The 22,105-nt window shown below is 74.1% G+C and carries 19 protein-coding genes; 9 read left to right on the top strand and 10 right to left on the bottom strand.

Going from position 1 to position 22,105, the window contains the following annotated elements; genetic code table 11:
- A partial coding sequence (locus HOQ23_RS16990; protein WP_172216039.1) for a transposase occupies window positions 1-131 on the bottom strand: 131 nt, incomplete at its 3' end.
- Window positions 132-414: 283 nt separating this feature from the next.
- Window positions 415-939: a GNAT family N-acetyltransferase gene (locus tag HOQ23_RS16995; protein WP_367650553.1), complete on the bottom strand. Its 525-nt coding sequence runs from the start codon at window positions 937-939 to the stop codon at window positions 415-417.
- A 116-nt stretch (window positions 940-1,055) separates the two neighbouring features.
- Here HOQ23_RS16995 and serC point away from each other — a divergent pair, with 116 nt between their 5' ends.
- Complete coding sequence (gene serC, locus HOQ23_RS17000; protein ID WP_172216041.1) at window positions 1,056-2,177, top strand: phosphoserine transaminase; 1,122 nt, start codon at window positions 1,056-1,058, stop codon at window positions 2,175-2,177.
- Here the strand turns inward: serC and HOQ23_RS17005 are convergent.
- The 6 genes from HOQ23_RS17005 to HOQ23_RS17030 all read right to left on the bottom strand — a co-directional run bounded on the left by HOQ23_RS17005 (window position 2,156) and on the right by HOQ23_RS17030 (window position 9,605).
- Window positions 2,156-2,683 (bottom strand): macro domain-containing protein, encoded by a 528-nt coding sequence (locus HOQ23_RS17005; RefSeq protein WP_172216050.1) that lies wholly within the window; start codon window positions 2,681-2,683, stop codon window positions 2,156-2,158. The genes serC and HOQ23_RS17005 overlap by 22 nt on opposite strands.
- Window positions 2,684-2,685: 2 nt before the next feature.
- Window positions 2,686-3,687 (bottom strand): DNA topoisomerase IB, encoded by a 1,002-nt coding sequence (locus HOQ23_RS17010; RefSeq protein WP_172216052.1) that lies wholly within the window; start codon window positions 3,685-3,687, stop codon window positions 2,686-2,688.
- Window positions 3,688-3,844: 157 nt separating this feature from the next.
- A complete protein-coding gene (locus HOQ23_RS17015) occupies window positions 3,845-4,891 on the bottom strand; it encodes a YncE family protein (protein WP_172216054.1) in 1,047 nt (348 codons plus the stop codon).
- Entirely contained in the window at window positions 4,872-6,134 is a 1,263-nt protein-coding gene (locus tag HOQ23_RS17020) for an SAM-dependent methyltransferase (RefSeq protein ID WP_172216056.1), read from the bottom strand. The genes HOQ23_RS17015 and HOQ23_RS17020 overlap by 20 nt, the downstream gene beginning before the upstream one ends.
- Window positions 6,135-6,282: 148 nt before the next feature.
- Entirely contained in the window at window positions 6,283-9,108 is a 2,826-nt protein-coding gene (locus HOQ23_RS17025; RefSeq protein WP_172216058.1) for an FAD-binding and (Fe-S)-binding domain-containing protein, read from the bottom strand.
- Entirely contained in the window at window positions 9,105-9,605 is a 501-nt protein-coding gene (locus tag HOQ23_RS17030) for a DUF1648 domain-containing protein (protein WP_172216060.1), read from the bottom strand. Before HOQ23_RS17030 ends, HOQ23_RS17025 begins: the two co-directional genes overlap by 4 nt.
- Before the next feature lie 130 nt (window positions 9,606-9,735).
- Between HOQ23_RS17030 and HOQ23_RS17035 the strand changes: the two genes are divergently transcribed.
- The 8 genes from HOQ23_RS17035 to HOQ23_RS17070 all read left to right on the top strand — a co-directional run bounded on the left by HOQ23_RS17035 (window position 9,736) and on the right by HOQ23_RS17070 (window position 19,881).
- On the top strand, window positions 9,736-10,914 hold the full coding sequence (locus tag HOQ23_RS17035) for a glycoside hydrolase family 5 protein (RefSeq protein ID WP_172216062.1): 1,179 nt from the start codon (window positions 9,736-9,738) through the stop codon (window positions 10,912-10,914).
- Window positions 10,915-11,223: 309 nt separating this feature from the next.
- The gene (locus HOQ23_RS17040) at window positions 11,224-11,472 is read left to right on the top strand and encodes a hypothetical protein (RefSeq protein WP_172216064.1); all 249 of its coding nucleotides are present in this window, start codon (window positions 11,224-11,226) and stop codon (window positions 11,470-11,472) included.
- Entirely contained in the window at window positions 11,469-13,616 is a 2,148-nt protein-coding gene (locus tag HOQ23_RS17045) for a glycosyltransferase (RefSeq protein ID WP_172216066.1), read from the top strand. Before HOQ23_RS17040 ends, HOQ23_RS17045 begins: the two co-directional genes overlap by 4 nt.
- Window positions 13,613-15,391 (top strand): hypothetical protein, encoded by a 1,779-nt coding sequence (locus tag HOQ23_RS17050; RefSeq protein ID WP_172216068.1) that lies wholly within the window; start codon window positions 13,613-13,615, stop codon window positions 15,389-15,391. Before HOQ23_RS17045 ends, HOQ23_RS17050 begins: the two co-directional genes overlap by 4 nt.
- 341 nt (window positions 15,392-15,732) lie before the next feature.
- The gene (locus HOQ23_RS17055; protein ID WP_172216070.1) at window positions 15,733-16,107 is read left to right on the top strand and encodes a hypothetical protein; all 375 of its coding nucleotides are present in this window, start codon (window positions 15,733-15,735) and stop codon (window positions 16,105-16,107) included.
- Window positions 16,104-17,339: a hypothetical protein gene (locus tag HOQ23_RS17060; RefSeq protein WP_172216072.1), complete on the top strand. Its 1,236-nt coding sequence runs from the start codon at window positions 16,104-16,106 to the stop codon at window positions 17,337-17,339. The genes HOQ23_RS17055 and HOQ23_RS17060 overlap by 4 nt, the downstream gene beginning before the upstream one ends.
- A complete protein-coding gene (locus HOQ23_RS17065) occupies window positions 17,339-18,760 on the top strand; it encodes a substrate-binding domain-containing protein (RefSeq protein WP_172216074.1) in 1,422 nt (473 codons plus the stop codon). The genes HOQ23_RS17060 and HOQ23_RS17065 overlap by 1 nt, the downstream gene beginning before the upstream one ends.
- Window positions 18,757-19,881 (top strand): hypothetical protein, encoded by a 1,125-nt coding sequence (locus HOQ23_RS17070; RefSeq protein ID WP_172216076.1) that lies wholly within the window; start codon window positions 18,757-18,759, stop codon window positions 19,879-19,881. Before HOQ23_RS17065 ends, HOQ23_RS17070 begins: the two co-directional genes overlap by 4 nt.
- 9 nt (window positions 19,882-19,890) lie before the next feature.
- Here the strand turns inward: HOQ23_RS17070 and HOQ23_RS17075 are convergent, their stop codons facing one another.
- Both HOQ23_RS17075 and HOQ23_RS17080 read right to left on the bottom strand, forming a co-directional pair.
- On the bottom strand, window positions 19,891-20,775 hold the full coding sequence (locus HOQ23_RS17075; protein ID WP_367650554.1) for an NUDIX hydrolase: 885 nt from the start codon (window positions 20,773-20,775) through the stop codon (window positions 19,891-19,893).
- Window positions 20,772-22,007, bottom strand: coding sequence for a geranylgeranyl reductase family protein (locus HOQ23_RS17080; RefSeq protein WP_172216078.1), 1,236 nt, complete (start codon window positions 22,005-22,007; stop codon window positions 20,772-20,774). The genes HOQ23_RS17075 and HOQ23_RS17080 overlap by 4 nt, the downstream gene beginning before the upstream one ends.
- Window positions 22,008-22,105: the final 98 nt, after the last annotated feature.

Consider the following 22,105-nt stretch of genomic DNA (forward strand, 5'->3'; position numbering starts at 1 on the left):
TGCTTCATCCAGTTCGCCAGCGAGCCTTCGGAGATGCCGAAGTCCTTCGCGATCTGGGACAGCGGTGCCTGGCCCTTGCGGGCCACGGCCACGACGTCGTCGCGGAACTCCTTGGGATAGGGCTTTGCCACGGGGACATCCTTCCGCTTGAGGTCGAAACCTCAGAGGTCAGGTGTCAACTCAACTGGGGGCAGTCCCCAGTTCCGCAGCGTGTTTGACCGACACGCCATGAGCCAACAACTCCAACGCCCGAGCACACACGCCATCGAGATCCCGCAACACAACCTCCGCAGTCGTGTTGCACCGACCAGTTGAGACCGCCCGCACGTACCGGTACCAATCCCAGCAATTGCGCGAAAAAGTACGTGCCCGCGGCCGCGACCCCCGCGGACCTGCGCAACCCGTCGAGAACCCTCAGCCGATCCGCTTGGCGTAGCAGCGGTTGATCGGGGAGTCCCGGTAGTGCCCGAAGCCGGGGATCACCGCGTAGCCGGCCGACTCGTAGAGCGCCATCGCCTCCGGCTGGAGCGCGCCGGTCTCGAGGACCAGCGCCTCGGAGCGGTGCGCCGCCGCGCTCGCCTCCAGGTGCGCGAGCATGCGGCGGGCGTGCCCGCGCCGCTGCGCGGTCGGTACGACGTACATCCGCTTGACCTCGGCGGTGGCGCGCGTACCGCAGGCCTCGACCCCGGAGCGTCGCCAGGCGCCGGTGGCCACCGCGACGCCGTCCTCGTAGCCCACGAAGAAGCTGCCGCCCGGGGGCCGGAACTCCGCCGGCTCCACCGGGCTCTCGTCGCGCCCGCCGTAGCGGCGGACGTACTCCTCCTGGACCTCCTCGACCAGGCGCGCCGCGTCAGGGTCGTCGTAGCCGACCCGCACGATCTCCAGCCCGCCCGGCACCCGCTCGTCGCTGGTCCGCACCCGTCCCTCTCCTGCGCTCACGACCCCATGATCACCCCCGGCCCGCGATTCATCGCGCCCCCCGGCCGGCTGACACAATGGGGGCGCTGACAGCGCGGTCAGGTGAGCCTCGCCGCCCTCTCCCGAAAAGGCAGTCCATGAGCCCCGCCCCGCAGATCCCCGCCGACCTCCTCCCCGCGGACGGACGCTTCGGCGCCGGCCCGTCGAAGATCGAGGCCGCCCACCTCCAGTCGCTCGCCGCGACCGGGACGTCGCTGATGGGCACCTCCCACCGCCAGGCGCCGGTGCGCCAGCTGGTGGGCCGGGTCAAGGACGGGCTGACGACGTTCTTCTCGCTGCCGGACGACTACGAGATCGTGCTCGGCAACGGCGGCGCCACCGCGTTCTGGGACGTCGCGACCTTCGGGCTGATCGAGCAGCGCAGCCAGCACCTCACCTTCGGCGAGTTCAGCGCCAAGTTCGCCCAGGCCGCCACCCGGGCGCCGTGGCTGGCCGACCCGTCGGTGATCACCGCCCCGACCGGCAGCCGTGCGGTCGCGGTCGCCGAGGCCGGCATCGACGTCTACGCCTGGCCGCACAACGAGACCTCCACCGGCGTGATGGCGCCCGTCGCGCGCCCGGCCGGCGCCGACGAGGGCGCCCTGGTGCTGATCGACGCCACCTCCGGCGCGGGCGGCCTGCCGGTCGACCTGCGCGAGACCGACGTCTACTACTTCGCCCCGCAGAAGTCCTTCGCCTCCGACGGCGGCCTGTGGCTGGCCACGATGTCCCCGGCCGCGATCGAGCGTGCCGAGCGGATCGCCGCGACCGGGCGCTTCGTCCCGGCGTTCCTCGACCTGCCGAGCGCCATCGAGCAGTCGCGCAAGAACCAGACGCTCAACACCCCGGCCGTCGCCACCCTGTTCCTGATGGCCGAGCAGCTGGACTGGATGAACGCCCGCGGCGCGCTGCCGGGCATGGTCGAGCGCACCACGCGCTCCGCCTCGGCGCTCTACGACTGGGCCGAGCGCGCGCCGTACGCCTTCCCGTACGTCGCGGAGCCCGCCGACCGCTCGCTGGTCATCGGCACCATCGACTTCACCGAGGACGTCGACGCCGCCGCGCTGGCGGCCGCCCTGCGCGCGAACGGCATCAGCGACACCGAGCCGTACCGCAAGCTCGGGCGCAACCAGCTGCGGATCGCGATGTACCCCGCGGTCGACCCGGCCGACGTCGAGGCGCTCACCGCCTGCATCGACTACGTCGTCGAGCGGCTCTGACCCTGCTCCACCCGCGTCCGCACCACGTCGTACGCCGCGCGCCCGAACGCCACGATCCGCACCTCCTCGACGCCGCTGCCGCGCGCCTCGGCGGCGGCGACGCCCTCGAGCGCCGCGTCCACCGAGTCCTCGGCCGACCAGCCGTACACCCCGGCCCCCACGAGCGGGAGGGCGATCGTGCGGACGCCGAGCTCGTCGGCGACCTCGAGTGCCCGCACGTAGCAGGAGACCAGCAGCCCCCGGTCGGTCTCCCCGGCGTTCCGGTCGGGGCCGACGACGTGCACGACCCAACGGGCCGGGAGGCCCCCGGCCGTGGTCCAGCCGGCGTCACCGGTCGCGAGCCCCTCGGGGAAGCGGCGCACGCAGTCCTCCAGCACCTCCGGGCCGCCGACCCGGTGGATCGCGCCGTCGACGCCCCCGCCGCCGCGCATCCCGCGGTTGGCGGCGTTCACGACGGCGTCGACCCTCTGCTCGGTGATGTCGCCCTCGACCGCGGTGACCCGCATCCTCAGTCCTCCCTCAGCAGCTCGAGCGTGGCGGCCTCGAGCGCCGCCTGCCTCTCGTCGGGGGTGTCGTACTGCCCCGCCGCGGCGCCGTTGATCGTGCGGCCCTCCTCGTAGGCCTCGACGACCCGCGGGTCGACGTAGGAGGAGCGGGCCAGGGTCGGGGTGTTGCCGAGGAAGCTCGAGACCTCCTTCATCGCCGCGCTCACCGCCCGCCGCCGCGAGGCCTGGGTGCCCCCGGGCTCCTCGGTCTCCGCCAGCGCGGCCGCGGCCAGCACCGTGGCGTGCCAGGTGCGGAAGTCCTTCGCGGTTGCCTCGATGCCGGTGGTGGTGCGGATGTACTCGTTGACCAGCGCCGGCAACAGGTCGCGCCAGCTGCGCCCCTCGCGGTAGGACAGCAGCCGACCGGCCCCGCGGCGGCGCCGCATCTCCTCGATCGTCTCGACGACGACCGCGTCGTCGATCTCGATGCGGTGCTCGACGCCGGACTTCCCGACGAAACCGAAGACCAGCCGGTCCTGGCGCCGGCGCACGTGGCGCCGCTCCAGGGTGGTGAGGCCGAAGCTGCCGTTGGTGTCGGCGTAGACGTCGTTGCCGATGCGGAAGTAGCCCAGGTCCAGCAGGCGTACGGCGGCCGCGCAGGCCCGTTCCAGCGGCATCCCCGCCATGCCCAGGTCGGTCACGACGACCTCGCGGGCCGAGGCCAGCGCAGCGCCGAAGGCCAGCATCCGGTCGAACTTCTCCGCATCGCGGCGCTCGCGCCAGGCCGGGTGGTAGAGGTACTGGCGCCGCCCGGCGGCGTCGGTGCCGACCGCCTGGAGGTGGCCGTTCTCGTGCGGCGTGACCCAGACGTCGGTCCACGCGGGCGGGATCACCAGGTCGCGCACCCGCTCGGCGTCCTCCTCGGGGAGGCGGGCGCCGTGCTGGTCGAGGTAGACGAAGCCGCGCCCGGCCCGCCGCCGGGTCCAGCCCGGCTGGTCGGGAGAGGTACGGCGCAGTCGTGGCACGCCGGAGAAGTAGCCGCGCCGACGACCCCACAAACCCCGGCCGGCCCGTTGAGTCGAGAGTCCTGACGGTCGAGTCGAGAGTGGTGCACGTCGAGTCGGTACGTCGGGCACCACAAGCGCCGACTCGACGCACCACACGCGCCGACTCGGGGGATGGTCAGCGCGAGCGGCCCCACAGCCAGCGCAGCAGCACCACCAGCGCGCCCAGGCCCAGCCAGCCGCCGAGGAACCACGGCCACCCCGGGCGTCCGCCGGGGTCTCCCTTGTCGCCGGCGTCCCCTGCGTCCTCGGCCTGCTGCGACGCGGGGGCCTCGCCAGCCGCCTCGGCGTCCACCTCGGGCGCAGCGGAGCCGGACGGCGCGTCCGCGGCCAGCGCGGCACGCACCTCCGGCGACAGCGCGACGCGCAGCACCGGCTCGTGCAGCCCCTCGGAGAGCACCAGCACCTCGGCGTCCTGTCCGGCCGTGCCGTCACCGGGGTCGACCGCGAGCGCCTCGCCCTGGCGCTGGGGCGGCAGCTCGACGGGCGCGACCCGTTCCAGGGTCGGCCAGCTCAGCAGCACCGCCCCGCTGTAGCCGCGCACCAGCAGGTGCCTCCCGTCGGGCCAGAAGGCGCCGTCGGTGGCGAAGGCCGGGCCGGGGCCGAGGCGGCGCAGCCGGTTGGGGCGATCCGCGTCGAGGCGGCGCGGGACGGCGTACACGGACCCGCCGAGGACCTCCTTGGAGACCACGAGCAGCTGCCCGGTGCCCGGGTGCGCGAGCAGCGTCTCGGCGTCGCGGGCGCCGTCGGGGTAGACCAGCTCGAAGCGCTCCGGCTCGACCGTGCGGTCCCCGCGCCCGACCGGCACCCGCAGCAGCGAGACCGAGTCGCGGACCGCGCGGTTGTCGCCGATGTCGCCCACCCAGACGTGCCCGGGGCCGGCGGGCGCGAGCGCCTCGGTGTCGCGGGGCGCCTCGCTCCAGCTGGTGGTGCCGACGGTCTTCCCCGTGCCGGGGTCGACGACGAAGACCCGTCCCCCGTCGCCTGAGTCGTTGACGACGACCAGGTCGCCGTCGACGACCACCAGGCCACTCGCCTCGGTGATCGCGGGGTCGGCGATCTCGACCACCACGTCGGGCTCGGGGCGGGGCGCGGCCGCCGCCCCCAGGGCGAACGGCACGGCCACGAGGAGGGCCAGGAGCCCCTCAGGCCGGGGCCGGCGCATCCTCGGTCGTCTCCTCGGCGGGCAGCTCCCCGAGCAGAACCGCCAGGCGCGGGCGCAGCGACCAGGTCCGCACGAGCTCGTCGTACTCCGAGCGCAGGCTGCCGCCCTTGACCGGCGACCCGGCCCGCACCGCGCGCAGCAGGGTGTTGCGCGGGGTGTGCTGGCTCTCGACGAACTGCACGACGTCGACGCGGTAGCCCTGCAGCCGCATCAGGGTCGCGCGGATCCCGTCGGTGAGGGTGTCCGCGAGCCGCTCGCGCAGGATGCCGTGCCGGGTCAGCTGCGCGTACGGCGCGGGGGTGGGCGAGCGGCGCAGCTGCGCGGCGACGTCGTGGTGACAGCACGGTGCGGCCAGCACCAGCTGGGCGCCCCACTCGACCGCGCGGGCGAGCGCCTCGTCGGTCGCGGTGTCGCAGGCGTGCAGCGCCAGCACCACGTCGGGGGCGCGGTCGAGCTCGACGCCGCCGATGCTGCCGACCACGAACTCGGCGTCGACGCCGAGCTCACGGGCCACCGCGGTGTTGTGCTCGCGCGACTGCTCCTTGACGTCCACGCCGGTCACCACGACCGGCAGGTCGCGCACCGAGGTCAGGAACCGCTGGGCGGCGAAGGTGAGGTAGGCGTTGCCGCAGCCGAGGTCGACGACCCGCAACGGGTCCTCGGCGCTCGGGCGGCGCAGCTGGCCCTTGGCGAGGGCGTCGCTGATCGAGGAGTCGAGCAGCCGCAGGAACTCCTCGACCTGGCGGTACTTCGCCTGTCGGCTCGGCTTGAGCCGGCCCTGGGCGTCGGTGAGGCCGAGGGCGCGGAACAGCGGGTCGTCCTCGGCGAGCAGGCGCTGCTTGTCGCGGTCGTGGCCGCGCTCGACCGCGACCGGGGTCTCCCGCTCGGTGGTGTGCAGCAGCGCCTCGAGCTTCTTGGTGACCCGCACCTGGTGGCTCTGGGTGGTGGTCTCCACGTGCCAGTTGCCGAACGGCTCGTCGATGAGCTCGTCCACCGCGGCCCGGGCCGCGTCGCTCGGCCCGTCCGGCCCGACGGGGTGGTTGACGGTGTGCGCCTGGGTCTGGTCGTAGGAGGTGATCTGCAGGTGCCGGCCGGCCTTGAGGTCGACGTAGCGCAGCTCGACGCGGCGCCAGCGCGGCTGGGTGCCCTTCTGGCGGCCCGAGGCGACGGCGCGCACCAGGCTGTCGGGGTCCAGCAGGTGGCTCCGCATCCGGTTCAGCACCCGCAGCAGCGGCTCGCTCATCGCGTCACCGCCGCGACCACCACGATGACCAGCAGCAGCACCAGGAAGGCCGGGATGATGAAGCGGCGGTGGCGTGGGTTCACCCCTCCAGTCTAGGAGCGCCGCCCCCGCGGACCGGCATCGCTGGCGGCGCCGCCTCGGCCCCCGCTCAGGCTTCCAGGCGCGAGGCGAGCAGCTCGGCGAGGTGCATCGTCTCGACGTCGGCGAGGTCCGCGAGCTGCACCCGGCACGACATGCCGTCGGCGAGCACCACCGCACCGGGGTTGGCCCGGACCGCCGGCATCAGGTGCGTCTCCGCCACCGCCACCGAGACCTCGTAGTGCCCCTTCTCCATGCCGAAGTTGCCGGCCAGGCCGCAGCAGCCGGCGACCTTGGTGAGCGTGGCCCCGGCGTCGCGCAGCAGCTTCTCGTCGGCCGACCAGCCCAGCACCGAGGAGTGGTGGCAGTGCGGCTGGGCGACGATCTCGGTGCCGCTCAGGTCGGGCATCCGCACCAGGCCCTCGCCGACCAGGTCGGTGAGCAGCTCGGCGAAGGTCCGCACGCCGCCGGCCACCCGCGCCGCGGCCGGGTCGTCGGTGAGCTCGACGGCGTCGGTGCGCAGGGTCGCCAGGCAGGACGGCTCGAGCCCGATCACCGGCACGCCGGAGTCGACGTACGAAGCCAGCGTGCGCACGGTGCGCTCCATGATCGCGCGCGCCTGGTCCAGCTGGCCGGTGGTCACCCAGGTCAGGCCGCAGCAGGCGGCCTCGTCGATGACCCGCACCCGCAGGCCGGCGGCCTCGAGCACCTTGATCGCGGCGTGCCCGCTGCGCGGGAAGAAGTGGTCGGTGAAGGAGTCGGCCCACACCCACACGTCCGGCGCCTGCACGGGCTGCTGGCCCGCGGCCTTGGCGGCGGCGCGCCGGCTGCGGCGCAGGGTGGTGGTCGCGAAGGCGGGGATCGAGCGGCGCTGGTCGATCCCCGCGGTGGCGCGCGCGAGCGAGGCGAGCGGCTTGACCCGCATCGCGGCGTTGGCCAGCGGCGCCAGCGGGGCGCTCATCCGCACCCACTGCGGCAGCCGGCCGAGCAGGTAGTGGGTGCGCGGGCGCACCTTGCCGGCGTAGGTCTGGTGCAGCACCTCGGACTTGTAGGTCGCCATGTCGATGCCGGTCGGGCAGTCCGAGGAGCAGCCCTTGCACGACAGGCACAGGTCGAGCGCCTCGTGCACCGCCGGGTCCTGCACGCCCTGCACCAGGGCGCCGTCGAGCGCCTCCTGGAGCACCCGGGCGCGCCCGCGGGTGGAGTCCTTCTCCTCGCGGGTGGCCTGGTACGACGGGCACATCACGCCGGCGCTGGTGGCGGCGACGCACTTGCCGACGCCGGTGCAGCGGTGCACGGCGTTGCCGAAGGAGCCCTCGTCGTGCAGGAAGCGCAGCGCGGGGACGCCCTCGCGGGTGCGGGGACGCGTCGGGCGCAGGTCCGCGTCGAGCGGGGCCGGGTCGACCAGGACGCCGGGGTTGAGCACGTTGGCGGGGTCGCAGATCGCCTTGACCGCGCCGAAGAGCCGCACCGACTCCTCGGGATACATGATCGAGAGCAGCTCCGAGCGCGCCCGGCCGTCGCCGTGCTCGCCGGACAGCGACCCGCCGTACTCCGCGAGCTTGTGCGCCGAGGCGACCATGAAGTCGCGGAACGACGCGCCGCCGTCGTCGAACTTGAAGTCGATGCGCACGTGCACGCAGCCGTCGCCGAAGTGGCCGTAGGGCACCCCGTCGAGGTCGTGCTCGCGCAGGAGCGCGTCGAAGTCGCGCAGCCAGGAGCCGAGCTGCGCGGGCGGGACCGCGGCGTCCTCCCAGCCGGAGTACGCCGGGGTCGGCAGGCTGCGGCTGGCCAGCCCGGCGCCGTCCTCGCGGATGCGCCACAGCGCGGCGGCCTCGGCGGCGTCGGTGACCACGCGGTGGTCCAGCGCGCCGGAGGCGGCGACCACGGTGGCGAGCAGGGCGGGGTCGACGACCTCGACCATCAGCCAGCCGGCGCCGCGCGGCAGCTCGGGGACCGCGCCGCCGCGGGCGCGGACCAGGTCGGCGATCCGGGCGTCCATGCCCTCGCAGGCGACCAGCGCGGAGCCCTCGGTGGAGACGTCGCCCTGGCCGACGGCGGCGAGCAGGCCGGGCACGGCGTCCGCGGCCTCGAACATGTCGGCGTAGCCGAGCACGACCAGGTGGCGCGCCACCTCCGGGACCAGCCGGACCCGGGCCCGGCGGACCACCGCGAGGGTGCCCTCGGAGCCGACCAGGAACTTGTCCAGGGAGCGGCGCTCGGGCAGCAGGTGCTCCAGGGAGTAGCCGCTGACCTGGCGCGAGAAGCGGCCGAAGCTGGTGCGCACGTGCCCGAGGTGGGCCTCGACGAGCGCGGCCAGCTGCCCGGGCACGTCACCGTCGGAGGCGTAGGCCACGTCGAGGTCGACCACGTTGTCGGCGGTGCGGCCGTAGCCCAGGGCGCGCGAGCCGCAGGCGTTGTTGCCGATCATCCCGCCGATCGTGCAGCGCGGGTGGGTCGAGGGGTCGGGGCCGAAGCGCAGCCCGTGCGGGGCGGCGGCCTTCTGCAGGTTGGCGTGGATCAGGCCGGGCTCGACCAGCGCGGTGCGGGTCTCCGGGTCGATCTCCAGCACCCGGTTGAGATGGCGCACGGTGTCGACCACGATGCCGGTGCCGACCGCGTTGCCGGCGATCGAGGTGCCGGCGCCGCGCATCGTGAGCGGCACACCCAGGGTGCGCGAGGCGTCCAGCAGGGCGTCCAGCTCGTCGACGTGGCGCGGGCGGGCCACGATCTGCGGCACGACGCGGTAGATGGAGGCGTCGGTGGAGTACATCGCCCGGGTGAGCGTGGTGTCGTCGACGTCGGTGAGCCCCCGCCGGCGCAGCTCGGCCTTCAGGTCCCCGCTCGCGGGCACGCCCGTGGCGCCCGTGCCTGCGGTGATGGTCTCGGCGCTCATCGCCCCTCCTCGGGTCGGTAACGGAACAGCGACATCCACAGCGACCAGATGATCAGGCCGCCCACTCCCCCGCCGATGGCGGCGAGGAACGGCGTGCCCAGCGTGGGCTCGCCGGCCCGCGCCGTCACGACGACCGAGACCAGCACGGCACTCATCACGAGCATCGCCCCCGCGCCGAGCCCGTACAGGCCGCCGGCCATGCGCTGCTGGGCCACGGCCTCGCGCTCAGGCGTCGCGGCCCACCACGCGTGGTGCGGGACGTCGACCCACGGCGAGGACAGCGGCTGCCTCGGCAGCACCCGGGCGGCACCCACCACGGCGAGGGCGAGCACGAGCCCCGCGCCGCCCAGCAGGGCGACGGTCTCGGTGCGCGAGCCCCAGCGCTCGGGGTGCTCCATGAAGCCCAGGTGCACGGGCACCCGCTCGGGCAGCCGCGTCGCGGCCGCGCCCAGCAGCACGACGTACGCCGCCGTGGTCAGGGTGAACGCGAGCCGCACCGGCCCAGTCTCCCACCCGGTCCACGCCGGGCGCATGCCGCCCGGGACGGGTGAGACGTACGCCGCGGGCCCACCCGGGAGCGCGGCCGGCGGCGCACCCCTAGGATGCGGCCCGGCAGAGGGGGATCCGATGACTGTTGCGCGCCGCCGGCGCCGGCTGGCGCCCGTGGTCGTCGCCGCGGTCCTCGCGGCGCTGGTCACGACGATCGTCACCGGCGTCCTGCGCGGGGGTGCCGATCCCGCCCCCGCCGACACCGGAGCGGCCCAGCCGCAGGTCGTGGGCGCCCGCCTGGTCGACGCCCGCGACGGCGCGGAGTTCCTCCCCCGCGGGGTGAACTGGAGCAGCTTCGAGTACGCCTGCGCCCAGGGCTGGGGGCTCTCGTCCCTCGACGGGACCGTCGGTGCCGACAAGCTCGGCGCGCAGGCCCGCGCGATGGCCGCCTGGGGCATGAACACCGTCCGGATCCCGCTCAACCAGGACTGCTGGCTCGGCACCCGGGGCGCGCCGGTGAGCGACGCGCACACCGAGCGGACCGCGGAGGACTACCGCCTCGAGGTGGCCGCCTTCGTGCGGGCGCTCAACACCGAGGGCCTCGTCGTGGTGCTCGACCTGCACAGCCGCAAACGGGCGACCTCGCCCGAGTTCGGCAACCTCGCCATGCCCGACGCCCAGTCCCTCGACTTCTGGCGCAGCCTGGCCCAGACCTTCCGCACCAACCCCTCGGTCATGTTCGACGCCTTCAACGAGCCGTACTCGCGCTACGACGCCGCCGACCGGCTGATCTTCGAGCTCACCTGGGAGTGCTGGCGCGACGGGGGCTGCGCGGCGCCGGTGGAGGACGACCGCATGGCGAGCGACGGACGCACCACCTACGCCGTGGAGGGGATGGCGGCGGTGGTCTCGACGATCCGGGACACAGGCGCCCGGCAGCCGGTGCTGCTCGGCGGCCTCGACTACGCCAACGACCTGAGCCGCTGGGCCGAGTTCGCCCCGGACGACGACCAGCTCGTCGCGGCGTTCCACAGCTACGACTTCAAGGAGTGCGGCGACGTGGCGTGCTGGGAGGCCGTGCTGGCGCCACTCGCAGACCGGGTGCCCGTGCTCACCGCGGAGCTCGGTGCGCGCGACCCGCTCGACGGCTACGTCGAGGACTACCTCGACTGGGCCGACGGACACGGCATCGGGTCGCTGTTCTGGGTGTGGGCCGACCACCCCGACGACCCCATGTCGCTCATCAGCAACCTCGACGGCGCCCCGACCGCCTTCGGCGACCTGGTGCGCGCCCACCTCGCCGGGGCCGGCGACTGACCGGCCCACCACCCGGTCCAGACAAGCTGACCCGACCGGCGGGGCGGCCGACCCGCCGATCGAGGCACCCTCCCGAGTGGAACCGGTCACCCGCACGCAGGCGCACCGGACTGGACCGCACTGGACCACCTGAGGCCGGCTGGCGGGCGCAGCGGCGGGGCGCACGCGGCGACACGCCGACCGTTGACGAATTGTTACCGCCGCGAGGGTCGCCGCTTCCGCAGGCGTGCGGAGACTGCAGTCGATCCGGGCGCGGGGGCCGTCCGGACGACCGGAGGGCTGGGCATGTCCGCACGAACTCATCCGCGAGTGACCAGGACGTCGACGGGGTCGGCGATCGCGCGGACCCTTGCGACGCTGCTCATCTTCGTCGCGGTCTTCGTCTCGTTCCTGATCGCGCCGCTGCTGGTGCTCCTGGTGGCGTTCCTGGCCTACACGGCCATGCGCCACCGGGGCGGCTCGAGCACGCAGACGCCCGCCGCCGCTCCGGCCGCGCCGCTCGCACCGGGGGCCACCCCGCTCCCGGCGTCCGGCTTCGGCTCGGGGGCCCGGGCATGACCACGACCGCCGTACCGCCCACCGCACCGGCGGCCGTCGCCGTCGCGCCGCACCTGGGGCCCGACCTCGATCCCGAGGTGGCCCTGCTCCTGCCCGAGGGCGTCTGCCGGGTCTTCCGGGTGCTGCCCTACGCGGTGCACGACGAGGTGGTCCTCGTGGCCGCTGCCCAGCCGGGCGACCCGATCACCACGCAGGTGGTCGCCGACCTCGTCCCCGGGACGAGCCGCCTGGTCGCCCACGGCGAGCTCGAGGTGAGCGACGCCCTCGACCGGCTCCACCCCGGGAGCGCGCTGGCCGAGACCCCCGAGGAGCGTGACGACCGCGCCCACCTGGTCTCCCTGCTCACCGCTCACCGCCTGGTCACCGACGAGGAGCTGCGGATCGCGCTGCTTGAGCACGCCCGGACCGGTGACCCGCTCGGGGACATCCTCGTCGCCCACCAGACCATCGCCGAGGACGTGCTCGTCGCGGCCCTCGGCGAGATCCACCAGATGGAGCGCGTCGGCCTCGCCGACGCCGACCCGGACCCCGAGCTCGCCCACCGGATCCCCGAGCCCCTCGCCCGCGGCCTGCGGGTGGTGCCGGTGGCGCAGACCTCCGCCGCCGTGCTGGTCGCCGTGGCCCGCCCGCTCGCCCCCGCCGACCTGGCCGAGGTGGAGCAGGCGCTGGGCGCCCCGGCACGCCAGCTGCTCGCCAACCGCACCGACCTGGACCAGCTCCTCCAGCGGGTCCACTCCGCGCACTACGCGAGCGTGGCGACCCAGCACCTGATGGAGACCCAGCCCGAGGTCTCGGCCCACCAGGTCTTCACCGGCGCGCAGAAGACGGTCCCTGCGCTGGCGCTCATCGCCGTGGTGCTGTGCGCCGTGGTCTGGCCCTTCACCACGCTGGTGGTCCTGGTCGGGCTGTGCAGCCTGCTCTACCTCCTGGTGTCGGTCTACAAGTTCCGCCTCACCCTGCGAGCCCTGGGCACCCACCTCGAGACCGACGTCACCGACGCGGAGATCGCGGCGCTGGACGAGCGGGCGCTGCCGACCTACACGATCCTGGTGCCGCTGTACAAGGAGGCCGGCATCGTCGCCCGCCTGGTCCGCGACATCAACGCCCTGGACTACCCGCGCACCCGGCTGGACGTGAAGCTGTTGTGCGAGGAGGACGACGAGGAGACGATCGCCCGCATCCGCGAGCTCGCGCTCCCGCCGCACTTCTCGATGGTGGTCGTGCCCGACAGCCAGCCGAAGACCAAGCCCAAGGCCTGCAACTACGGGCTCCAGCTCGCGACCGGCACCTACTGCGTCATCTTCGACGCCGAGGACCGCCCGGACCCCGACCAGCTCAAGAAGGCCCTCGTCGCCTTCGACCGGGTCGCCGACAACGTGGTGTGCGTGCAGGCCAAGCTCAACCACTTCAACCAGGACCAGAACCTGCTCACCGCCTGGTTCGCGAACGAGTACTCGATGCACTTCGAGCTCGTGCTGCCCGCGATGGGCGCCGCCGAGTCCCCCATCCCGCTCGGGGGCACCTCGAACCACTTCGTGACCTCCACCCTCGTGGAACTCGGCGCCTGGGATCCCTTCAACGTCACCGAGGACGCCGACCTCGGGATCCGCCTGCACCGAGCCGGCTACCGCACCGCGATGATCGACTCCACCACCCTGGAGGAGGCCAACTCCCACCTGCCGAACTGGATCCGCCAGCGCAGCCGCTGGAACAAGGGCTACTTCCAGACCTGGCTGGTGCACATGCGCAACCCCCTGCGGCTGCTCTCCGAGACCGGCCTGCGCGGCTTCATGAGCTTCAACCTCACGATGGGCAGCGCGTTCGTGCTGCTGATGAACCCGATCTTCTGGGCGCTCACGACCATCTACGTCCTCACCCAGGCCGGGTTCATCGAACAGCTCTTCCCCGGGGTCGTCTTCTACGCCGCCAGTGCGCTGCTCTTCGTCGGCAACTTCGTCTTCGTCTACCTCAACGTCGCCGGCAGCCTGCAGCGCGGGGAGTTCTCCATCACCCGGACCGCTCTGCTCTCCCCGCTCTACTGGGGCCTGATGAGCTGGGCGGCGTGGAAGGGCTTCATCCAGCTCTTCACCAACCCCTTCTACTGGGAGAAGACCGAGCACGGTCTCGACGGGAGCGCCTCGTGAGCCCCACCGGCGTCCAGGACGCGCACCCCGTGACCGATGCTGTCCCCGACGCCTCCGTGGCGGCCGTCCTCACCCAGCGCGAGCGACTGGTGCGGGTGGTCCAGAGCGTCGGTCGGCGTCCTCGCGACATCACCCGTCGCCCCTGGGAGAGCGCCGGGATCTTCGCCTTCTTCCTGCTCGCCTACCTGGTGTTCGGCTACTGGCTGGTCGTCGAGATGCACGTGGTCGGCTTCGAGTCGCTCGACCGGCTGAACCGTGCGCTGATGATCTGGCACAACGACCCGGCCAAGCTCTCCGCGGTCGGCTTCGACCACCCGCCGCTGGTCACCTTGCTGATCGCGCCGGCGACGATCATCCCGGCGCTGGGCAGCTCCCTGGGCGTCGTCCCCCTGATCTCGGCCGTCTTCGCCGCCCTGACGATGGTCGTGCTCAACACGATGCTGCGCCGCGCCGCGGTGGCCCTGCCCCTGCGTCTCGCGGTGCTGGCCGCGCTCGGAGCCAACCCGCTGCTGGCGCTGTACGCCGCAGGCGGAGCCAGCCAGTTCGTCTGGATCTCCCTGACGACGGTGGCGATCGGCGCCCTGTTCGCCTGGTACGTCACCGCCGACGTCCGCTTCGTCATGATCGCCGGGCTCGCCTTCTCCGTGGCATCGCTCGCCGGCTACACCAGCCTGCTCTGGTTCGTGCTGGGCGCCGTTCTGGTCGCCGGGGTCCTGGCCAGCGCGGGCGCCGACGGCACCGAGGTTGAGGGGACCACCGTGGGCTTCGCCGCCCCGACGGTCTACGTGATCGCGCTGTGGACGGTGCTCAACCTGGTGCTGCTGGGCAACCCGGTGGCCTGGCTGACGAGCGGACGGGAGTCCACCCGTCCCGGCACCGACCTCGACGCGGCGCAGATCCTCCAGCAGACCTTCGAGCTGGTCCTGTACGGAGCGCCGTTGGCCCTCCTGGTGCTGCCCGCGCTGCTCGTGGTCGGCGCCGCACGCGGCAACGGCTTCGCCCTGTGGCTCGCCGCGTTCCTCGTCGTGTCCATCGCCACCCCCGCGGTCGACGTCGCGCTCGGCCTCACCGGGCAGCCGATCCTGATGCGAGACGCCCTGCCGGTGCTGGTGCTGTCGGTCGTCGGCGCCATCTGGCTGGCCCGTTCGGCGGGGACGCGGACCACCCTGGTCGGCGCCGTGCTCGTGCTGGCGCTGCTGGTGAGCATCCCGTGGACGTTCCGGGCGATGAAGACCTACCCGCACCAGAACCTCGAGTCCGCCTTCGCGGCGGCCCTCTCGAGCCGGGAGAGCCAGGAGGGCTCGCGCACCGTCTCCGGCTCGACGGTGGGCGTGGCCTCGGAGCAGACGATGGCCGACTACCTCAGCACCCACGTCGCCGGCCGCTCCTCGGTCCTGACCGACAACGCCCAGACCTTCCCGGTGATGTTCTTCACCGGCGATCCCGCCCTCTTCCTGGACCGCATCGACGAGGGCGAGGGTCCCTGGCAGGACGCCGCAGACGACCCGGCCGGTGCGGGCGTCGACTTCCTGCTGCTGTCCATCGACACCGAGGAGGACCTGCTGAGCAGGCGCTTCCCCGAGGCTGTCGCGGGCACCGACCCGCTGCTCCCGGAGATCTTCCGGACCACCCGCTACGTGCTGGTCGGCGTCCCTGCCGACTACGCCCCGCCCGCGGAGGACGAGCAGCCCGCCGACCAGACCGAGCCCAGCACGGGCCTCGGGACGACCTCGACCGACGTCGGCCTCACGCCGACCGGGGGTGACCTGCCGTGATCGATCTCCGCTCTCCCGCTCCCGCGCCCTCCGTCGAGGAGCTGCTCGCCACCCCTCCGGGCGGTGCCCCGACCGCCGGCGGGCCCGTGACGACGCCCGACGCGGACGTCGAGCCCGTGACGCCCCCCGGACCCGCTGCCGCCGGAGCGGACGCCGAGGCCGCAGGTCCCGACGGCCCCGCGCCCCAGGAGACCACCCCCGAGGACTCCGTAACGCCCGCCGGATCGGCCCCGGCGAACGAGCCGGACGAGCCGGTCGCGGCAGCACCGCCCGCATCGCCCACGTCGCCTCCTCCGCCTGCGCCGCCCGTTTCGAGCCCGCCGACTCCGGCCGGTGAGGTGGTGCGGACGGCCGAGGCGGTCCTGGCCCGGATGCGGTCCGCGGAGGCCACCCACCGCAGTCACCTCGAGACCCTCGAGGCCGAGTTCGTCAGCCGGCGCGAGCTGCTGCTCAGCCGGGCCGAGCTCGACGCCGAGATCATCCGCCTCGAGGCCCGCCGCGAGGCCCAGGCGATCCTGGCCGCTGCCCGCGCCGCCACCGACCCGGGCACCGCCGAGGCGGGCCGCGTCGACGACGCGGAGCTGGCCCAGATCGGTGCCGCGTTCGCCCGGTTCGCCAGCGCCGTCGGCGCGGCGAGGACCCCCACCCCCCAGCCCGGCCCCCTCCAGGCCTTCGTCCCACCGATGTCCCGCAAGGGCTCCGAGGAATCCTCATGACCGCCGGCTCTCCTGCTCCCCTCCGACCGCGCCGACCGGCGCTCGCCCTGACCACGCTGGCCCTGGCCGGCTCCCTGGCACTCGCGGGGTGCAGCGGCCAGGACGACGCCGCCGCCCCCGACCCGGGCGGCAACGTGGCGGCCACCGTCGCGCCGGTCGGCGGCGTACCGGTGTCGACCGTCGCCGAGACCCGGTTCTTCAGCGACGACTCGCCGTGGAACACCCGTGCGGACTCCCTCGAGGTCGACCCCCGCTCGGGAGAGATGATGCGGCTGGCGCAGTACCGCATCGGCGTCATCGAGCGCGGTGACGAGGTCGAGACCGAGGACCGGTTGATCACCGACCCCGTCTACATCAACACCGAGGCCTGGACGACACCCGTGGTCGCGGGCGGGCAGCCCACGCCGGTCGTGTGCCGCCAGGTGGTCTGCGGTGACGGCGAGGACTCGATGGTGCTCCACGTGCCGGCCGACATCGACCCCGACCCGCGCTACGACGGCTGGTTCACGATCTTCGACACCGAGCAGTCGATCGCCTACGACCTGTGGCGCGCCAGGCGTGAGGACGACGCGAGCATCTCCTACCACTTCATGCGGATCTGGGAGCTCGACGGACCGGGCTACAGCGAGCCCCAGGTGGTCAGTGCCCGTGGCTCGGGCCTCCCGCTCTTCGCCGGGTTGATCCGGCCCGGCGAGCTCGAGGCCGGGCAGATCGACCACGCGCTGGCGATCAGCGTGCCGGGCCCGGCCCAGAGCTCCTTCGTGCAGCCGGCGTCCTCCACCGACGGCAACGGCCGGGTCGCGTCGCTCCCCGAGGGCGCCCGGATCCGGCTGCGCGCCGACGTCGTGGTCGCGGACCCGGTCGACCCCACGACGGGGCAGCCGATCGCGCTGAGCGACCAGCAGCGCCGCTATGCCGACGCGATCATCGCGGCGTTGCGCACCTACGGCGCGATCGTGGTCGACCGGGCCGCCGTCCCGACCCTCTACGCCCAGCGCGACGTCACCTCCGAGATGCTGCGCGGCAACGAGCTGCAGGGCCTGCACCTCAGCGACTTCGAGGTCACCACCCTGGGTGAGCGGTTCCGGTACCCGCCGGACGAGCCCGACGCCGGAGGCGGCACCGGGGCACGCCGGTCGGCGCCGTCCACCGATCCGACCGGGCCCACCGGCGCACCCACGACCGCGGCCACCACGAACACCACCACCGACGCCACGGGAGGTGTCCGCTGATGACGCGTCGACGCTCCGCGGGCCTGGCGCTGGCACTCGTCCTGGGCGCCGCCCTGAGCGCCTGCTCCTCCGACGACGCGCCCTCGGACGACCTGGTCACCCGGGCCCAGGAGGACCAGCAGCGCCAGCAGGTCGCCGACGAGCAGCGGCTCGCCGAGCGGCAGGCCGAGCTGCCCGGGCTCGCCCCCGGCACCGTCGTCGTCGACGGCGCCACGACCGGCTCGCTGACCCCCGCCGTCTCCCGGGACTGGGCCGGCAGCGGTACGCCGGTGCGTGTCGAGGTGCGCCGCAACGGCGAGGACCGTGCGTTCGCCGACCTGTGCGCCGGCCGCATCGACGTGGCCGACTCCGCGCGGGGCATCAGCGCCGCCGAGTGGGAGGCCTGCCGTGCCGTCGGTCTCGAGCTGGTCGAGATCCAGGTCGCCGCCGACGCGGTGGTCGTGGCCATCAAGTCCGAGACCGATGTCGGTGGTGACTGCCTGAGCACCGTGCAGGTCCAGGACGCCTATCGCGCAGGGTCCCCGATCACGAGCTGGTCGCAGCTCGGTCTGAACGACATCCCGCTCACCACCGGCGGACCGGACCCGGACAACAACGCCTTCGGCTTCTTCGGCCGCCACGTGCTGGACGCGCCGCAGCCCGCCCTGGTCAACTACCGCTCCGACTACGTGGCCCACGACAGCGACGAGGAGTCACGGGTGTTCGTCGTGGGCGACGAGGCGGACGAGCGGGTCGCCGGCCGTGCCGGGGACTGGCAGCGCCGCAGCGACGACGTGCGCAGCACGGTCGCCATGCGCCGCCAAGTCGTCGCCGACGCCCAGGTCGAGGTGGACATCGCCGGTGCGGAGGTGGACAAGGGCGTCCGGGACAAGCGACCAGCCTCCCAGCAGCAGGCCGACCGGGCCCGGCTCGACCGTGCACGCGCCGCACTGAGCGCCGCCCGCGCCGACCTGCGGCGCGCACAGGCGCTCTCGCAGCGGGTCCGGGCCCGCACCGGCGCCACCGTGGCCGCGCAGCAGCGCGTGGCCGCCACCCTCGGCCACACGGCGTACTTCCGGTTCAGCTACTACGAGCTCTTCGAGGACCAGCTGCGGCCCTTCGAGATCACCGGTCCCGACGGGCAGCGCAACTGCGTCTTCGCCTCCCAGCGCACGATCGTCTCCGGTGAGTACCCGCTCTCGCGCCGCCTGCTGCTGACCACCACCACGCGGTCCCTCGAGCGCGAGGAGGTGCACACCTACCTCGAGCACTACCTCCAGCAGGCGCCCTCGCTGGCCGAGGCGGCCCGTCTGGTGCCGCTGCCCGAGGACCAGGTGAACGCCGAGCTGGCGATCGTGCGCGGCGAGACCGCGCCGACGCCGCTGACACCCGACGGCGTCGAGGAGCCCGGCACCGGGCCGAGCGACCAGCCGGCGCTGTGAGGATCGCCAGCGGCCGGGGCGCCGCGCTCGGCGTGGCGCTCGTGCTGCTCGTCGCGGGGACGCTGAGCGCCGCGGGGACCCGCGACGCGGCGTCGGCCGCCGGCGCCCACGCACCGGTCTCGACGCCGGCGAGCGCCACCGACCTGCACCGCGCGAACGTCGGGACCCGGGCCCGCCCGGCTCCCCCGCCGCCGGCCGCCCGCTCGACGCCGATCCGCAAGGTCCAGCGCCTGAAGCTGCACTGGAAGGGCACCCAGCGCACGCGGCGGATGACCCGCGCCGCCGTCGTCCCGGGCATCGGCCGGCTCAGCGTCGTCTGCCGCCCGCGCAGCACGATGGTGCGCCTGTGGGCCGAGGACCGCACCGCCGAGACCCAGATGTGGTTGGCGAAGTACGAGACCAAGGGCGGCCATGCGGTCGTCGCCACGAAGACGGCGCGCGTCTACACCTACGCCGACGCCGACGACCCGGGCCGCGGCGGCACCGGGGCGATGGCCCACGAGGGCCTCAACCAGCGCCCGCGCCCTGAGAACTTCTCCTCCGGTCACCTCGACGGGATCATCAGCCAGCGCCGCGGGCGCCATCTCCCCGCGAGCGGCGCCGCGACCCCGCCGTCGACCTCGCTGAGCCTGAACTGGTGGTGGACCGGCTTCCGCAACCCCCGTTCGTGGCAGCAGTGCCGCGTCGACGCCGTCCTGACCACCCGCCTCGACATCCAGCCGGGCATCAACTGGCACGGCGACGAGGACGGGATCGCCGGCGGCGGGACCCGCACCTGGCGACTGCCGAACCTCGGCGAGCTGGAGGTGCGCTGCGAGCCGTACCCCGCCGGCGACCGCCAGACGATCGCCCTGGTGCCCGCGCGCCGACCGGCGCGGGCCTGGGTCGAGACCGTCACCGGCGAGGGCCGTCTCGAGCACCACGTCGAGGGCGAGAGCCACGCCCGTGATCCGGTGACGGGCCGGCTCGGCCGCTTCCCGCTGCCGCGCAACGGGATCATGCGGCTCTTCCTCACCGTCGGCGGCGTGGAGCGGGTGCTGGTGGTCTCCAGCTACCACGTCACCAACAACCAGCGCCGTCCGGAGCTGAACACCTGCGAGGTCGCGGTCGCGTTCGCCTAGTGCGCCCGCTCAGCCACGGCGCGCGTCCGCGTCGAGCGCGGCGCGGACCACGTCGAGGACCGGCACCGCCCCCGACTCGATGTCGGCGAGCGGCACCCACGCCGCGGCATCGGTCGTGCCGTCGACCTCGCCCACCTCCGGCCGGGCGTCGGGCGCCACGGTGGCGGAGAAGACCAGGTGCACGCCGTGGAAGTCCTCGCGGCGTCCGGTCGGCGCGGTACCGGTGAAGTGCACGTCGTGGACCTCCAGCACCTCGCCCACCTCGGCCTCCACGCCGCACTCCTCGCGCAGCTCGCGGTGAAGCGCGCGGCGCGGCTGCTCGCCGTGGTCGATCCCGCCGCCGGGCAGCGTCCAGCTGCCGGGGTGGGCGCCGCGCGCGGAGATCCGGGTCAGCAGCACCGCGTCGCCGCGACGCGCCAGGGCGTAGGCCGCCACCCGCTGGTGCCGCGCGGCCTCGTGGTCGGCCAGCGCCTCGCGCACCAGCGCCGTGACCGGCAGGGTCCCGTCGAGCACGTCGGCCAGCGGCTGCCACGCGGCCTCGACCGTGGAGCCGTCGACCTCGACGACGTGCGGCGCGGGCGCGTCCACCGGGACCCAGGCGTCGTAGACCATCCGCACCGACCACACGTCGACGCGGCGCCCGTCGCGCCACGCGGCGGGCTGGTGGAAGGTGTAGACCCGGGCGCGCTCCCCCACCGTGGCCCTTAGGCCGGTCTCCTCGTGGACCTCGCGGACCACCGCCGCGCGCGGCTCCTCGCCGCGCTCCAGGCCGCCGCCGGGCAGGGTCCACATCTCGCCCTGGGCGATGCGCTCGGCGATCCGGCTGAGCAGGATCCGCCCGTCGCGGACGATGACGGCGTACGCCGCGACCCGCTGGACCAGCGGCCGGCTCACGAGAACGGCGGCCGGTGGTCGCGCGCGATCGAGCGGCGACCCGCCCAGCGCCACACGCGTGCGGCCCGGTCGCGGTCCTCCTCGTCGACCAGGTTGCCCATCCAGCGCAGCGCCAGGGTCATCAGCCAGTCGTTGCGCATCCCGACCGGGCCGAGCGTGGCGATCAGCCGGGGCACGGTGGCGATCCCCGCGAGCCGGCGGGCGATCGAGAACGCCTCCCCGTAGTGCTCGCGCAGCACCGCCGGCCACGCGGTGGCCAGGTCGCTGCCGTCGGCGAGGAGCTCGGCTACCAGGCGACCGGTCTCCAGGCCGTAGTCGATTCCCTCGCCGTTGAGCGGGTTCACACAGGCGGCGGCGTCGCCGACCAGGGCCCAGTTGGCGCCTGCCACGCCGCTCACGGCGCCGCCCATCGGCAGCAACGCGGACGCGGGCGCGCGCAGCTCGCCGGAGAGGCCGAAGTCCTCGCGGCGCAGGTCGGCGTAGTGGCTCATCAGCGGACGCACCGCGATGTTCGCCGGGCGCGCGGCGGTGGCGAGGGCGCCCACGCCGAGGTTCACCTCGCCGGTGCCCAGCGGGAAGATCCAGCCGTACCCGGAGAGCACGGTGCCCTCCTGGTCACGCAGCTCGAGGTGGGAGCTGATCCACGGGTCGTCGCTGCGCGTGGAGGCGACGTAGGAGCGCCCGGCCACGCCGTACACGGTGTCGCGGTGCCACTCGCGGCCCAGCACCTTGCCGAGCGGCGAGCGCACGCCGTCGGCGACGACGAGGCGCTCGCAGCCGATCTCGAAGGTCTCGCCGTCGCGCCGGAACACGACGGCGGCGACCTTGTCCCCGTCCATCCGCACGTCCACGGCGCGGGCGTTCTCCACGCCCACCGCACCGCGCTTGAGCGCCGCGGTGCGCAGGTGGTCGTCGAGCTCGGTGCGCGCGACGGCGGAGCCCCACGAGGGGTGCTCACCGCGCGGCCAGGGCAGCTCGCGGACCTGGCCCCAGCCGTGGGCGCGCAGCCCGCGGTTGACGGTGTGCGAGCGCACCCAGTCGGTGAGCCCGAGCCGGTCCAGCTCGGCGATCGCGCGCGGGGTCAGGCCGTCGCCGCAGGTCTTGTCCCGGGGGAACACCGCCGCGTCGGCGAGCACGACGTCCGCGCCGGAGCTCGCGGCCCACGCGGCGGCGGCCGCACCGGCGGGGCCGGCGCCGACCACGAGGACGTCGGTCTTGGCAGGGGTGCTCACCCGGCGATTCTCGCAGGGCACCGGGAACGCCACCAAGCCACCACGCCTCCCGCGGGACCGCCGAGCGGTGCCCGGACGCGGGACGGCCCCGCTCCCAG

This window comes from Nocardioides sp. zg-DK7169, from assembly GCF_013155365.1.
In the GTDB taxonomy this organism is placed as follows: Bacteria; Actinomycetota; Actinomycetes; order Propionibacteriales; family Nocardioidaceae; genus Nocardioides.